15 protein-coding genes are annotated in these 13,069 nt (G+C 60.9%); 7 read left to right on the forward strand and 8 right to left on the reverse strand.

Annotation, left to right across the window (positions count from 1 at the left end; translation table 11 throughout):
• Positions 1-68 precede the first annotated feature (68 nt).
• The 5 genes from JUI81_RS07300 (at position 69) to JUI81_RS07320 (ending at position 5,334) form a co-directional block, all read left to right on the forward strand.
• Positions 69-830 carry a gamma-glutamyl-gamma-aminobutyrate hydrolase family protein gene (locus JUI81_RS07300; protein ID WP_086944873.1) on the forward strand — a complete coding sequence of 254 codons (762 nt, stop codon included), beginning with the start codon at positions 69-71 and terminating at the stop codon, positions 828-830.
• A 244-nt stretch (positions 831-1,074) separates the two neighbouring features.
• Positions 1,075-2,217: a polyamine ABC transporter ATP-binding protein gene (gene potA, locus JUI81_RS07305; protein WP_018930104.1), complete on the forward strand. Its 1,143-nt coding sequence runs from the start codon at positions 1,075-1,077 to the stop codon at positions 2,215-2,217.
• A gap of 29 nt (positions 2,218-2,246) precedes the next feature.
• Positions 2,247-3,128 carry an ABC transporter permease subunit gene (locus JUI81_RS07310; RefSeq protein ID WP_167331203.1) on the forward strand — a complete coding sequence of 294 codons (882 nt, stop codon included), beginning with the start codon at positions 2,247-2,249 and terminating at the stop codon, positions 3,126-3,128.
• Positions 3,125-4,009: an ABC transporter permease subunit gene (locus tag JUI81_RS07315; protein ID WP_018930102.1), complete on the forward strand. Its 885-nt coding sequence runs from the start codon at positions 3,125-3,127 to the stop codon at positions 4,007-4,009. The genes JUI81_RS07310 and JUI81_RS07315 overlap by 4 nt, the downstream gene beginning before the upstream one ends.
• A 227-nt stretch (positions 4,010-4,236) precedes the next feature.
• Positions 4,237-5,334 (forward strand): polyamine ABC transporter substrate-binding protein, encoded by a 1,098-nt coding sequence (locus JUI81_RS07320; protein WP_204124009.1) that lies wholly within the window; start codon positions 4,237-4,239, stop codon positions 5,332-5,334.
• 173 nt (positions 5,335-5,507) lie between these two features.
• Here the strand turns inward: JUI81_RS07320 and thpR are convergent, their stop codons facing one another.
• Complete coding sequence (gene thpR / locus JUI81_RS07325) at positions 5,508-6,047, reverse strand: RNA 2',3'-cyclic phosphodiesterase (protein ID WP_019580261.1); 540 nt, start codon at positions 6,045-6,047, stop codon at positions 5,508-5,510.
• Positions 6,048-6,172: 125 nt separating this feature from the next.
• Here thpR and JUI81_RS07330 point away from each other — a divergent pair, with 125 nt between their 5' ends.
• Positions 6,173-6,367 (forward strand): hypothetical protein, encoded by a 195-nt coding sequence (locus JUI81_RS07330; RefSeq protein WP_018930099.1) that lies wholly within the window; start codon positions 6,173-6,175, stop codon positions 6,365-6,367.
• 13 nt (positions 6,368-6,380) lie between these two features.
• Here the strand turns inward: JUI81_RS07330 and JUI81_RS07335 are convergent, their stop codons facing one another.
• Together JUI81_RS07335 and JUI81_RS07340 are read right to left on the reverse strand one after the other, a co-directional pair.
• A complete protein-coding gene (locus JUI81_RS07335) occupies positions 6,381-6,734 on the reverse strand; it encodes a DUF1428 domain-containing protein (RefSeq protein ID WP_018930098.1) in 354 nt (117 codons plus the stop codon).
• A 16-nt stretch (positions 6,735-6,750) separates the two neighbouring features.
• Entirely contained in the window at positions 6,751-7,842 is a 1,092-nt protein-coding gene (locus tag JUI81_RS07340; protein ID WP_204124010.1) for a hypothetical protein, read from the reverse strand.
• A 369-nt stretch (positions 7,843-8,211) separates the two neighbouring features.
• Between JUI81_RS07340 and JUI81_RS07345 the strand changes: the two genes are divergently transcribed.
• Positions 8,212-8,481 (forward strand): hypothetical protein, encoded by a 270-nt coding sequence (locus tag JUI81_RS07345; protein ID WP_019580258.1) that lies wholly within the window; start codon positions 8,212-8,214, stop codon positions 8,479-8,481.
• Positions 8,482-8,499: 18 nt separating this feature from the next.
• Here JUI81_RS07345 and JUI81_RS07350 read toward each other — a convergent pair whose 3' ends face one another.
• The 5 genes from JUI81_RS07350 to JUI81_RS07370 form a co-directional block, all read right to left on the reverse strand.
• Entirely contained in the window at positions 8,500-8,682 is a 183-nt protein-coding gene (locus tag JUI81_RS07350) for a hypothetical protein (protein ID WP_177324931.1), read from the reverse strand.
• Between the two features lie 257 nt (positions 8,683-8,939).
• A complete protein-coding gene (locus JUI81_RS07355) occupies positions 8,940-9,572 on the reverse strand; it encodes a PQQ-binding-like beta-propeller repeat protein (RefSeq protein ID WP_204124011.1) in 633 nt (210 codons plus the stop codon).
• Between the two features lie 50 nt (positions 9,573-9,622).
• The gene (locus JUI81_RS07360; protein ID WP_204124012.1) at positions 9,623-10,843 is read right to left on the reverse strand and encodes a helix-turn-helix domain-containing protein; all 1,221 of its coding nucleotides are present in this window, start codon (positions 10,841-10,843) and stop codon (positions 9,623-9,625) included.
• Between the two features lie 100 nt (positions 10,844-10,943).
• Positions 10,944-12,113, reverse strand: coding sequence for a Gfo/Idh/MocA family protein (locus JUI81_RS07365; RefSeq protein WP_096479998.1), 1,170 nt, complete (start codon positions 12,111-12,113; stop codon positions 10,944-10,946).
• 25 nt (positions 12,114-12,138) lie between these two features.
• On the reverse strand, positions 12,139-13,062 hold the full coding sequence (locus JUI81_RS07370; RefSeq protein ID WP_204124013.1) for a TIM barrel protein: 924 nt from the start codon (positions 13,060-13,062) through the stop codon (positions 12,139-12,141).
• Positions 13,063-13,069 lie beyond the last annotated feature (7 nt).

Genomic DNA, 13,069 nt, shown 5'->3' on the forward strand with positions numbered 1-13,069 from the left:
TTAATTAAAATCAACAAGGCTAAGCTCCGGAAAAGCTCGTTCAAGTGTGAAACTTCGAGGTGATAAAAATGGCATTCAAGCCATTGATCGGCGTTACTGCGTGCGTCAAACAGATTGGCCTGCACCCCTACCACGTCAGCGGCGACAAGTACTTGCGTGCTGTCAGCGTCGCGGCATTGGGGCTGCCAGTGGTCATTCCTTCCTTAGGCGACCTGACCGAAACCGATGCGCTGCTCGCGCAGCTCGACGGTCTGTTGCTGACCGGCTCGCCGTCGAATGTGGAGCCTTTCCACTATCAAGGCCCGGCCAGCGCTCCCGGTACGGATCACGATCCGCAACGGGACGCCACCACCCTGCCCTTATTGCGCGCAGCCATCGCCGCCGGTGTTCCGGTGCTCGGCATCTGCCGGGGCTTTCAGGAAATGAACGTGGCGTTCGGCGGCAGCCTGCATCAGAAGGTGCACGAACTGCCCGGCATGCTCGATCACCGGGAAGCGGACAGTCCCGATCTGGCCGTGCAGTACGCCGCGGCCCATGCGGTGACTGTGCAACCGGGCGGTGTGTTCGAAGCACTGGACCTGCCGCAGGTATTCCAGGTCAATTCGATTCACAGCCAGGGCATCGACCGACTCGCACCCGGCCTTCGCGCTGAGGCGATCGCGCCGGATGGTTTGATCGAGGCGATCTCCGTCGAGCACAGCAAGACCTTCGCCGTCGGCGTGCAGTGGCACCCGGAATGGCAGGTGCTTTCGAATCCCCCTTACTTGAGTATTTTCCAGGCGTTTGGCGAGGCGTGCCGACAACGGGCGGCGCTGCGTAATACGCGCTGACTTCAAACATTTCTAATCGATTGACTGCCCCCGTGAGTCTGGCGGGCGTGCCTTTGCGCGCCGGTGGCTTGCGTAATAGATGAACCGCAATAACAACAAGTACGACCAGGCAGCCAGGACGGCGGTGCCGAATAAGCCCGAGCGGTAAGCGTTGAATTCAATGGCATCGCCCGGCCCGGGTTTGCAATCCACTCTTAAGTCAGGCCGTGTTGGCCCGACGACTGAAACCTGTTGGGAGTTTCATATGGCAAACGCCTCCAGCATCTACAGGAAGGCTCTTGATGGTCACCAGGCACCGAAAAAGGTGCTGGTGAAAGTCGACCGCGTCACCAAGAAATTCGACGAAACCACCGCCGTGGACGATGTGTCCCTGGAAATCCATCAAGGCGAAATCTTCGCCTTGCTCGGTGGTTCCGGCTCGGGCAAATCGACGCTGCTGCGCATGCTCGCCGGCTTCGAGCGCCCGACCGAAGGGCGGATTCTGCTCGACGGTGTCGACATCACTGACATGCCGCCCTACGAACGGCCGATCAACATGATGTTCCAGTCCTATGCGCTGTTCCCGCACATGACGGTGGCGCAGAACATCGCCTTCGGCCTCAAGCAGGACCGTTTGCCCGCCAGCGAAATCGACGCCCGTGTCGAAGAAATGCTGCGCCTGGTGCACATGACCCAATACGCCAAACGCAAACCGCATCAGTTGTCCGGCGGTCAGCGTCAGCGTGTGGCGTTGGCGCGTTCGTTGGCCAAGCGCCCGAAGCTGTTGCTGCTCGATGAACCGATGGGCGCACTGGATAAAAAGCTGCGTTCGCAGATGCAACTGGAGCTGGTGGAAATCATCGAACGCGTCGGCGTGACCTGCGTGATGGTGACCCACGACCAGGAAGAAGCCATGACCATGGCCGAGCGCATCGCGATCATGCACCTGGGCTGGATCGCCCAGATCGGCAGCCCAGTCGACATTTATGAAGCGCCGGTCAGCCGCATGGTCTGCGAATTCATCGGCAACGTGAACGCCTTCGACGGCACCGTTGTGGAAGACCTGGAAGGCCACGCGATCATTCACAGCCCGGACCTTGCGCAGAAGATTTACGTCGGCCACGGCGTGAGCACCTCGGTGCAGGACAAGTCGATCACCTACGCCATCCGCCCGGAAAAAATGCTGGTCAGCACCCTCAAGCCCGAGACTCGCTACAACTGGTCCGAAGGCAAGGTGCATGACATCGCCTACCTCGGTGGCCACTCGGTGTTTTATGTGGAGTTGCCTGGCGGCAAGATCGTCCAGTCGTTCATGGCCAACGCCGAACGCCGTGGCGCACGCCCGACCTGGGACGATCAGGTCTACGTGTGGTGGGAAGACGACAGCGGCGTGGTACTGCGCTCATGAGAACCTTCAATCAGCAGTTCCTGCTCCTGGTGCCCAGTGGCCGCAAAATGGTCATCGGCATTCCATTCCTGTGGCTGTGCCTGTTTTTCCTGTTGCCGTTCTTCCTGGTAATGAAGATCAGCTTCTCGGAAGCAGCCCTGGCCATTCCGCCCTACTCCGAGATTTACACCTTCGCCGAACAGAAATTTCAGCTGCTGCTGAACCTCGGCAACTACTCGCTGCTGACCGAAGATGAGTTGTACATCTCGGCTTACTTTGGCTCGTTGAAGGTCGCATTCTTAAGCACGCTGATGTGCCTGGTGATCGGTTTCCCGATGGCCTATGCGATCACCAAGGCCAGCAAGGAAGCGCAAAACGTCTTGCTGCTGTTGATCATGATGCCGACCTGGACCGCGATCTTGATCCGCGTGTATGCGTGGATGGGCATCCTCAGCAACAACGGATTGCTCAATGCGTTTTTGATGTGGACCGGGCTCACGTCGCAGCCGATCGAGATCCTCAACACCAACACCGCCGTGTACATCGGGGTGGTTTACGCCTACCTGCCGTTCATGGTCCTGCCGCTGTACGCCAACCTGGTGAAGCACGATGGCAGCCTACTGGAAGCCGCATCGGACCTGGGCTCGAGCAACTTCAACAACTTCTGGAAAATCACGGTGCCGCTGGCCAAGAACGGGATCATCGCAGGCTGCATGCTGGTGTTCATTCCGGTGGTCGGTGAGTTCGTGATTCCGGAACTGTTGGGTGGCCCGGAAACCCTGATGATCGGCCGCGTGCTGTGGCAGGAGTTCTTCAACAACCGCGACTGGCCGGTGGCGTCCGCCCTGGCGGTGGTGATGCTGGCGATCCTGATTGTGCCGATTCTGCTGTTCAACCGTAGCCAGGCCAAAGAGATGGAGGGACGGGGATGAACCGTTTCGGATTTTCACGATTGATGCTGGTGCTCGGCCTGTCGTTTATCTACCTGCCGATGCTGATTCTGGTGATCTACTCGTTCAACGCCTCGAAGCTGGTGACGGTGTGGGGCGGCTGGTCGGTGAAGTGGTACGTCGGCCTGCTCGACAACACGCAACTGATGGGCTCAGTGGTGCGCTCGCTGGAAATCGCCTGCTATACGGCGATTGCCGCGGTGGCGCTCGGCACATTGGCGGCGTTCGTGCTGACCCGCGTGACGCGCTTCAAGGGCCGTACGCTGTTCGGTGGTTTGGTGACGGCGCCGCTGGTAATGCCGGAAGTGATCACCGGTCTGTCGCTGTTGCTGCTGTTCGTGGCCATGGCGCAGATGATCGGCTGGCCGCAGGAACGCGGCATCGTCACCATCTGGATCGCTCACACCACATTCTGTGCAGCCTATGTGGCGGTGGTGGTATCGGCGCGCTTGCGTGAGCTGGATTTGTCCATCGAAGAAGCCGCCATGGACCTCGGTGCACGGCCGCTCAAGGTGTTCTTCCTGATCACCATTCCAATGATCGCGCCATCACTGGCGGCCGGCGGCATGATGTCGTTTGCCTTGTCGCTGGATGATTTGGTGTTGGCGAGCTTTGTGTCGGGGCCAGGGTCGACGACCCTGCCGATGGAAGTGTTCTCGGCGGTGCGTCTGGGCGTGAAGCCTGAGATCAATGCCGTGGCCAGTCTGATTTTGCTGGCGGTGTCGATCGTCACGTTCATGGTCTGGTACTTCAGCCGCAGGGCCGAAGCCACCCGCAAACGAGCGATCCAGGAAGCGATGGACCAGACGGCCAGCGAGTCCTGGCAACAACCGAAAAAGCAAATGGTAGAAGCGACGGTCTAGTGCCACTGATTTTCAGTTAAGTGAGCACCATCCTGTGGCGAGGGGGCTTGCCCCCGTTCGGCTGCGAAGCAGTCGTAAACCAGCGAATTCAGTGTGATTGATACACCTCGTTTACAGGTTTGGGGGCCGCTTCGCGGCCCAACGGGGGCAAGCCCCCTCGCCACAGGTTTTGTGTTCACCGCATTTTTGTTTTATGTGATTTGAATAAAAAGAATGGAGTTGTACCGATGAAAATGTTTGGCAGGACTCTGCTGACACTGTCCTTATTGGGCGCAATCACCGCTGGCGCCCAGGCCAATGACAAGGTTCTGCGCGTCTACAACTGGTCGGATTACATCGCCCCGGACACCGTCAAGAAGTTCGAAGACGAGACCGGCATCCGCGTGACCTACGATGTGTTCGACAGTAACGAAACCCTTGAGACACGGCTGCTGGCGGGAAAATCGGGCTATGACATCGTGGTGCCGTCCAACAGTTTCCTGGCCAAGCAGATCAAGGCCGGGGTCTATCAGGAACTGGACAAATCGAAGCTGCCGAACTGGAAGAATCTCAACCCGGTGCTGCTGAAAAACGCCTCGGCCAGCGACCCGGATAACGGCCACGCCTTCCCGTACATGTGGGGTTCGATCGGCATCGGCTACAACCCGGCCAAGGTCAAGGAAGTGCTCGGCACCAATGCGCCGGTGAACTCCTGGGACTTGCTGTTCAAACCGGAAAACGCCGCCAAGCTCAAAGCCTGCGGCATCAGCTTTCTGGATTCGCCGACGGAAATGCTTCCGGCTGCCCTGCACTATCTGGGCTACCCGGTGAACTCCCGGGACAAGGCGCAAATCGCCGAAGCCGAAGCGCTGTTCATGAAGATCCGGCCATCGGTGGCCTACTTTCATTCGTCGAAATACATCTCCGACCTTGCCAACGGCAACATCTGCGTCGCCGTCGGTTACTCCGGCGATGTGCTGCAAGCCAAGGCCCGCGCCCAGGAAGCCGGCGACAAGGTCAAGATCGAGTACAGCATCCCGAAAGAAGGCGCCGGTAGCTTTTACGACATGGTCGCCATCCCACGGGACGCCGCCAACGTCGACAACGCCTACCTGTTCATGAACTTCCTGATGCGCCCGGACATCATTGCCGAAGTCACCAACAGCATCGGCTACAGCAATGCCAACGCGGCGGCCACGCCGTTGGTGGATGAAGCGATTCGCGACGACCCGGGGTCGTATCCGCCGCAAGCGGTGATGGCGACGTTGTATGCCATTCCTGACATGCCAATCGCCACCCAGCGGATCATGACCCGGGGCTGGACGCGGGTGAAGCTCGGTAAGTAACCCCCCACTGGCACTGATCATTCCCACGCTCCGCGTGGGAACGATCATCGCTTTCCCGTTTTCCGTTCACGCAGCGCCTTACCACCGCTGCACTCCTCTCTGATGAACGGCCTCACCTGGCTTCCTCGGTTAAGGTGAGTTTCGGGCGCCCTCGGGCGCCTTTTTTTGTGGGCTTATGAAGCGACCAGCGGCCACTCGGCCAGCGCTATGTACCGGCCTTTATGAGACTCGAACAGGCTGAAGCGATCGGCGCGCAGGTAAAACTCCGGCGGCGTCGCGGATTCGGGGACCGGCGCCCGGTAGTCGCGCATCAGGGTCAAATGCGGGCGGAATTCCCGATGGGTGTCTTCAAAACCGAACGGCAGCATGGCCTGCTCCAGCGCATACACCAGGCGCAGCAGCTCCGGTGCCGCCTGCGCGGGCGCCAGCAGCAACACCCCGGAGCGACGCCAGACGTCCAGCCGATCCAGCACCACCGTCAACGGCACGCCGGACGTGCGGATATTGGCGGCGGCCTTGCAGACACCCGCTATTTGCGCCATGCCCACCGTGCCGAGAAACAGCAGGGTCAGATGAAAGTTTTCCGCCGGCACCGGGCGCCCGATGTTGAGCCCCAGTGCGGCGCGCCATTGGGCAATGGCCCGGCGTTGTTCGGGGGCGCAGTTCAGGGCGAAGAACAGCCGTTTGAACGGCTCGCGGGTTTCATCGCTCATGTCTGGCACCTCAATGCTCGGGGACCCTTTGATTTTACAAAGGGATACCACGCCAGCAAGTCCATTTCTGGCACCTGCCGGCATGCGCGTTATAGTTGAAGCAACCGAATTGACGGGAGGACGCCATGCGTCAGGTCATCAGCAAAGAGCCATGGTGGGCCGTGCCACCGAAGCCCGGCCAGGATGAGTCCGAGCTGGAATGGGGCTGGCTGGTTCATTACAACGAAGGCGAGCCGCGCTTCGAGTTCATCAAGGAGCGGCCGTCGGACAGCGAGATTCGCAATCGCAAAAGCTGCAGGATCACCCCAACGCCGGAGTGATCCTGCCGCCTCTTCAGGCTTTGACGAGCATTTCGAAACCGCCAAAAATCGCCCGCTGGCCGTCGAACGGCATCGGATTGACGTCCGGTTGCATCCGTGGATCGCTCATCAGTTTCGCCATGCCAGCGTCACGGGTGGCCTTGTCCGGCCAGACGATCCAGGAAAACACCACGGTCTCGTCTTCCTTGAGTTTGACCGCCATGGGAAACGACGTCACTTTGCCATCAGGCACGTCGTCGCCCCAGCATTCAGCGAGGCTGAGCGCGCCGTTCTCCTTGAAAATCGCCGCGGCGGACTCCGCGTGTTTCTTGAATTTTTCGCGGTTGGCCTTGGGCACCGCTGCGACGAAGCCATCAACGTAAGCCATGATCATTCTCCTCGGGTTATGGGTTGATCTGCTGGGTAGTCGATCCAGCGTGGCTCCAATCGACAGTTCCCGCGCCCAAGCCGACCGACGGTTCGACGGGCTGAGCGACAGGTTGTGCAGCAGGCTGGGCCAAGCCGCCTTCGATTTGCCCGGCCATGTACAGCGTTCCGGCCATGACACCGGTGGTAGGGTTTTGCACCAGCTTCAGCCACGCCTTGTCGAATGAGTCGCCCAGGCTGCTGCGGATCAGCGCCTCGCTATCAGGTCGGTCGTTGGCTTGAATAACCGCACGCACCCCCGCCACTCCCAGGGAAATCAACGCCCCGGCCAGTTTCCCCGCCGCTGCCGCCACGGCACCGGCCGCGCCTCGTGGGGCCATTTCGGCTTCCATCCGCTTACTTGCGCGTTTGGCCACCGGCGTCATGCCGGCGTCCGTCGAGGCAATACCCTTCTCACCGCCTGCCGCGTGGATCTTGTCGATCAACGCCGCGTAGGCCGGCAACTTAGTCAGCGGTTCACTGTGCACCACCTGATACAGCGACGCGTCACGGGCGGGCGGCGGTCCCAGCGAAATCGCCGGAATTTTCTGGATACGGTCGTTGAGCTGCGCCATCGGCACGCCATGACGCTGGGAGATGACCTGAAGTTGCTGGCCGAGAGCTTGCACGTAATACGCTGTCGCCTGCCCGAGGATCTCGTCGGGATCGATCTCCACCGCTACCGGGTCCAGCACTTTGTGGTGATATTGCTCCAACAGATAGGCCGCCAGGCGTTTGGCCGAGGCATCCTGCTCACCCCCGGCACTGAGGGTGTACCAGCTGACCTTCATTGACAGCCATTCCTGGGTCCAGTAGCTACTGAACCACGGAATGAAGACTTCTTCAGTCTGTTCGTAAACCCGCGTGCGCCAATGTTCCATGGACCCGCGGGCGTATACCCTGGCCTGTTCGGTGGCCTGCTGCGAAGCCGCGACAATTTCCTGGTCCACCTGCTGCCAGGTGCTCTGGGAAACCACTACCGGCGCCACCGCTACCGGGGCACGCGCAGACGTGACGCATCCCGCCAGTACCACCAACAACACAGCGGCGATCAGCGAACGCAGGTTCAAGATCGCGTGTCCTACAGTCTGCGTCGAACGGAGTGTTTGACGCGCAAAAGCATGTTGATTTGAGTATAGGTCGGGGCCGGGGGCCGTCCGTCAGGAAGTGTGGTAGCGCCTTCAAAAATGCCTGCGCGAGCAGGCCCGCAAGTCCATCGAGGAACGCCACCATCATCCACGTCGATATTCACCATCGCCGCGAATGCCTTCCGCAAAAAAAACGCTGGGCGCAGGATCAACTTATCGCCACTTAAACCCCACATCGGAGGGGCACACCATGTTGATCCATCTCCTGACCTGCCTTGCCCTGACGGCCATCACCCTGACCCTGTTTTCCCGCTTCGTGCTGGATATCGATCAAACCGAGGAGCCGACATCATGATTTATTCCGTCAGCCTTACCGTGAGTTTCCCGGTGTTCGGCAGCAACTACTATTCCCAGCAGGTGATCTCTCGCAAAGCGGTCGCGCTGGTGTTCGATAAGCAATTCGAAACCTTGCTGATACCGGCAGCCACCAACCACTTCAGTAACGAAGTGGTCGGGCTCAACGATCAGTTCCGTTTTTTGAATGATGTGCTGGTTGAGCATCTGCTGGAAACCGAGATGACTCAGCGTTCGTCACGCTCGGCGCAAGCGTTCACCTTTTGACACGCTGAGTGAAGCTGCTCAGCGTGGTCCGCCACCGGGCCCACCCCCAAAACCTCCATGATGGCCACCACCACCACCACCACCACCACCACCACCACCACCACCACCACCACCACCTGGTGGGAAGAACATCCAGCAGCCCGACAGGGACGACAACAAGGCGAAAACCACCGCCGCTTTTACAACTTTGTTCAACTTCATTACGTCACTCTCTGTTTAGGCGAGAAAAACAACCTTTCTCGCCCTTTCAGACAGTGTTTGCGGGGGTTTGAGCACCGTTCCAATGTAAAGAATGGGTAATGGTTGTATCGTAAATGACTCATATTCCACAGATTTTTCAGGGAGCGGGCCTATCGGCTATTTCCAAGTTCCCCCATAGGCACGGTCCCAAAGGCGGCAGTCACACTCGCCGCCTCTGCAAGCGCTCTGATACAAAGCCGTTTTATAGTCGCAGCCTTTCATTCAGGCCGGCGCACAGCCCTCACCTTCCCGCTGTTGCCACCGCCACAGAAAAACCGGTCGTGGCCATCGAACTCCAGCCCCGACACGCCGACACCAGCCGGCATCTGGACACTCTCCAACACCTCGCCCGTGGCCGGATCGACTCGTCGCAGCTCGCTCTCGTCACCTTCCCAGGTGCCATGCCACAGATCACCCTCGACCCAGGTCACTCCGGTGACGAAACGATTGGATTCCAGGGTGCGCAGCACCGCTCCGGTCTGGGGGTCGACCTGATGGATCTTGCGCTCGCGATACTCACCGACCCAGAGCGTGCCTTCGGCCCACGCCAGCCCTGAGTCACCACCGCCACCGGGCGCGGGGATGGTGGAGATCACACGGCCGGTCTGCGGGTCGATCTTCTGGATGCGATCCTCGGCGATCTGAAACAGGTGCTGGCCGTCGAAGGCTGTGCCGGCGTGGGCGGCGACATCGATCGATTTCAGGGTTTTGCCGCTGGCCGGGTCCAGGGCGTTGAGTTTGTCGCCGGAGGCAAACCAGACACGCTGACCGTCATGGGTGACGCCATGCACATGGTCGACGCCTGGAAAAGGCCCGTATTCGCGGATGATTTCAGCCGTTGAATGTTTCATGTCTTGCTCCTCGTTTACTGACTGCGATCACTGGGGTAGTGATGAGGATGCTAATCACTGGGCAGCAACGCCGTGAGTAACAATCCCGTCGCGAATCCAGGTACCGGCGGGAACATCCAGCGACGAGCCCGACCATGACCGAATGACTGCACCTTGCCGGTCGCCGCCAGCGTGTCGAGGGCTCGTTGCACGGTGCGCTGACTGGCGCCGAGCGCCAACGCCAGGGCCGAACTCGACCACGACTCACCGTCAGCGAGAAAAGCGAGCAGCGTCGCATGCTGCTCTTCGACAGGCCGCGCCAGCACCACGACGTCAGACGCAACCCGTGGCACCAGCGCAAACCCTCTCGGGGTCGCGACCACGTCGGCGATCAGGTGCAGCGCCCTGCGCAGCCGCCCAAGTTCGACGCGCAACCGTGCGCGATGGGACTCATCCACGTGCTTCATCCGAAAGGCTCGCGCAATCAGCGCTTCCCTCGGCACGTCGGCGGGCCACGCTTCGCCCAGCGCCCGGGCGAGCGCAAACAGCACCGGACGCCGGGCGAGCGAAACCGACGAGCCTGCGTCGCGCACGACGTACCGGCAGGCGTCCACCACCAGCGTGGGGGACGCCAATAACGTTTCAATCTCATCGAGTAGCAGCGGCCGTTCCTGCCCATCGATAATCAGCCGCGCCGCTGGCGTATCGAGGATATGCGAGGCGCTTTCGACCTCGGCGGTGAGCGCCGCAATGCCCGCGTGCTGCGCGGCATGCTCGGCCCGAACAAGTGCAGCACGCGCCGCTTTCGTTTGCAGACGACGCATCGCGATGCCCGCCAGAACCAGTTCGTAAGCGGCCCTCGACGCAGGCAGTAATGGCGTCGGGTCGAGTTCGGCGAGACGTTGCTCGGCCTCGTCGAGATGCCCGATCAGCAGCAAGCGGCGAATCTCGAGATAGCGCGCATGGGCGGCGTTGACCCAATCGCCGTGTGCCTGAAGCGTCGCCCGCGCGGCGTCGAGCGCCTTCACCGGCCAGTTCAGGTCACGCGAGGCGAGCGCGATCTCGGCTTCGGCGACGACACACCGCGCGCGGGCCAAGGCCTCCTTCGCACCGAACGCCCGCGCGGCACTTCGCACCAGCGCCTTCGCTCGCACAAGGTCACCCAGTTGCGCCATCGCGATGCCACGAAGGGCAAGTGCAGGTGCGTCGTTGCGCAGGGCGATGCGGTTCAGCGCGCCGAGCGGATCACCCGCCGCGAGCGCACGCGCTGCTGCGGTGATCAGCGAATCCATGTGAACTGCGCCACTTGCGCCCCCCACCGTCCGATGTCCGCTGATCAGTCTATCTCACGACTGCTCAGCCGCACGCCGATCTGCCAGGGGCACCCGTGACTCAGTAATCGACCCACACCCCACCCAGGTCCGCGGAATGGACGCAGCGCTCGACCCAACGCACGCCTTCGACACCGGCATTGATGTCTGGATAACGCAGCGTTGCCAGTTGTTCATGATCACCACGGTTGGCGGCGTCCATGGCCAAGGCGAAACGGTAATAGAGGTTGGCCCAGGCATCGAACAGCCCTTCCGGGTGCCCGGCACCGATCCGGTCATCAAGCAACGCATGGGGATGCAGATAACCCATCCCGCGCTCCAGCACCTGGGCAGGTTTACCCTGGACTTCGAATGACAGCTGGTTCGGCCGCTCATCCCACCATTCAAGGCTGGCCCTGGAGCCGATCACCCGAATTTTCTGGCCATGCATGGATCCGGCGTTCACCGCGCTCGACCACACACTGCCCATGGCCCCGCCTTCGTATTCCATCAGTGTGTAGGCGTTGTCCTCGAGTGGTGCGCGGCTTTTGACAAAGCTCTGGCGGGTGCACAACAGCCGTTTGATCTTGAGCTCGGGCAGCATGACTTCCGACAAGTACAGCGGATGAGTACCAACGTCTCCCAGCACATAACTGGGGCCGGCGAGGCGCGGATCGACCCGCCATTTGGTCGCCTCGCTCTGCGCCTCGACCGCCTCACAGTGGAAGCCATGGGCAAACTGCATGTGCACCATGCGCACCTCACCCAACTCACCCTGGGCGATCATTTCCCGCGCCTGCTCGATCAATTGGTGCCCGGCGTAGCCGTAGGTCACCCCCACCACCCGGTTTCGCGACAACGCGATTTCGCGCAGGGTTTGCGCCTCCTCAAGGGTGAAGCACAGCGGCTTTTCACAGACCACATGCAGCCCCGCTTCCAGAGCGGCCTTGGTGATTTCAAAGTGAGTGCCATTGGGCGTCGCCACGGAAATAGCCTGGATACCATCCGCCCGCCCGGCTTCGCCCTCAATCAGGCTGCGATAGTCGGCGTAGCAACGCTCGGGGTCGACCCCCAGTTGCACACCAAAGTCGCGACCGCGTTGCGGGTCCAAGTCGAAGGCACCGGCCACCAGTGCAAACGACTGGTCACGCAGGGCCGCCGAACGATGGATGTAGCCGATCTGACTGTCACGCCCGCCGCCCACCATCGCCCAGCGGATTGGTTGAGGAATTCGCTTGCTGCCATTGATCATCGAAATGTCCTTCGCATGAGAGAAATCAGAAACCCGCCCGGGACAGGTAGTCACGGCTGGCAGCCACGTCGCGCAGGCTGCCATGGGCGTTACGTGGATCACGCTCTTGCTCGACCGTGATGTAACCCTGGTAACCGATCTCGGTGATCAGCTCGCGCAAGGCGCCGTAGTCGATGACACCCTGGCCGATCGGGCACATCACGCCTCTTGCGCACGCGGCGAAGAAGGTGATGTGTTCGCCCAGCACTTGATCGAACACGGCCTGATCGATGTCTTTGAAATGCAGGTAATCCACGCGGTCCGCGTACTGGCGCAGGGTCTGCACCGGGTCCATGCCGGCGTAGTACAGATGGCCGGTGTCCAGGCACAGGCCGGCCACTTCGTAGGGGATGTCTTCGACCAGTCGGGCCAACTCGTCGGCGAACTCGATGTAGCCCCCGGCGTGCGGATGAATCACCGTGCGCACACCGAATTCCGTCCACGCCAACTCGGCGATGGCGCGGATGTGGGCCATCATGCCCCGCCAGGCATCGGGCGCCAGGCGCGGCGCGCGGTCAGAGTGGCCAGCGGCGTAGTCACGCTCCTCATGCCCCCAATCGATGACCACCAGACACGGCATGGCGAAACGTTGCCCCGGCTCCAGTGGGATCGCCGGCAACTGCTTGAGCAATGCGCAGATATTACGGGTTTGATGCAGCAGGCTGGGTAGATTGGCGGGGTCGACCAGATTGTCGAATACCGTGCCAGCCACCACATGCAGGCCGTGTTCGACCAGCACCGAGCCCACCGCGTCGGCGTCCAGTGGCAGGTAACCGTATGGCCCCAATTCGATGCCGCGATACCCCGCTTGCGCCGCTTCGCCAAGAACCTGTTGCCACGCCGGCAGATGAGGATTGTTGACGTCGTCGACGCCCCAGCAACAAGGCGCGGTGGAAATGTGGAGGGTCATGTCAGGC

Origin of the sequence: Pseudomonas sp. 008 (assembly GCF_016861935.1) — a bacterium.
Taxonomy (GTDB): domain Bacteria; phylum Pseudomonadota; class Gammaproteobacteria; order Pseudomonadales; family Pseudomonadaceae; genus Aquipseudomonas.

Bases quoted from the DNA above. Each gene is read 5' to 3' on its own strand.
- JUI81_RS07350 (WP_177324931.1), bottom strand. From the start codon at position 8,682: ATGAAGTTGAACAAAGTTGTAAAAGCGGCGGTGGTTTTCGCCTTGTTG.
- JUI81_RS07355 (WP_204124011.1), bottom strand. From the start codon at position 9,572: ATGAAACATTCAACGGCTGAAATCATCCGCGAATACGGGCCTTTTCCA.
- JUI81_RS07345 (WP_019580258.1), top strand. From the start codon at position 8,212: ATGATTTATTCCGTCAGCCTTACCGTGAGTTTCCCGGTGTTCGGCAGC.
- JUI81_RS07365 (WP_096479998.1), bottom strand. From the start codon at position 12,113: ATGATCAATGGCAGCAAGCGAATTCCTCAACCAATCCGCTGGGCGATG.
- potA (WP_018930104.1), top strand. From the start codon at position 1,075: ATGGCAAACGCCTCCAGCATCTACAGGAAGGCTCTTGATGGTCACCAG.
- JUI81_RS07335 (WP_018930098.1), bottom strand. From the start codon at position 6,734: ATGGCTTACGTTGATGGCTTCGTCGCAGCGGTGCCCAAGGCCAACCGC.
- JUI81_RS07370 (WP_204124013.1), bottom strand. From the start codon at position 13,062: ATGACCCTCCACATTTCCACCGCGCCTTGTTGCTGGGGCGTCGACGAC.
- JUI81_RS07300 (WP_086944873.1), top strand. From the start codon at position 69: ATGGCATTCAAGCCATTGATCGGCGTTACTGCGTGCGTCAAACAGATT.
- JUI81_RS07320 (WP_204124009.1), top strand. From the start codon at position 4,237: ATGAAAATGTTTGGCAGGACTCTGCTGACACTGTCCTTATTGGGCGCA.
- JUI81_RS07330 (WP_018930099.1), top strand. From the start codon at position 6,173: ATGCGTCAGGTCATCAGCAAAGAGCCATGGTGGGCCGTGCCACCGAAG.
- JUI81_RS07315 (WP_018930102.1), top strand. From the start codon at position 3,125: ATGAACCGTTTCGGATTTTCACGATTGATGCTGGTGCTCGGCCTGTCG.
- JUI81_RS07360 (WP_204124012.1), bottom strand. From the start codon at position 10,843: ATGGATTCGCTGATCACCGCAGCAGCGCGTGCGCTCGCGGCGGGTGAT.
- thpR (WP_019580261.1), bottom strand. From the start codon at position 6,047: ATGAGCGATGAAACCCGCGAGCCGTTCAAACGGCTGTTCTTCGCCCTG.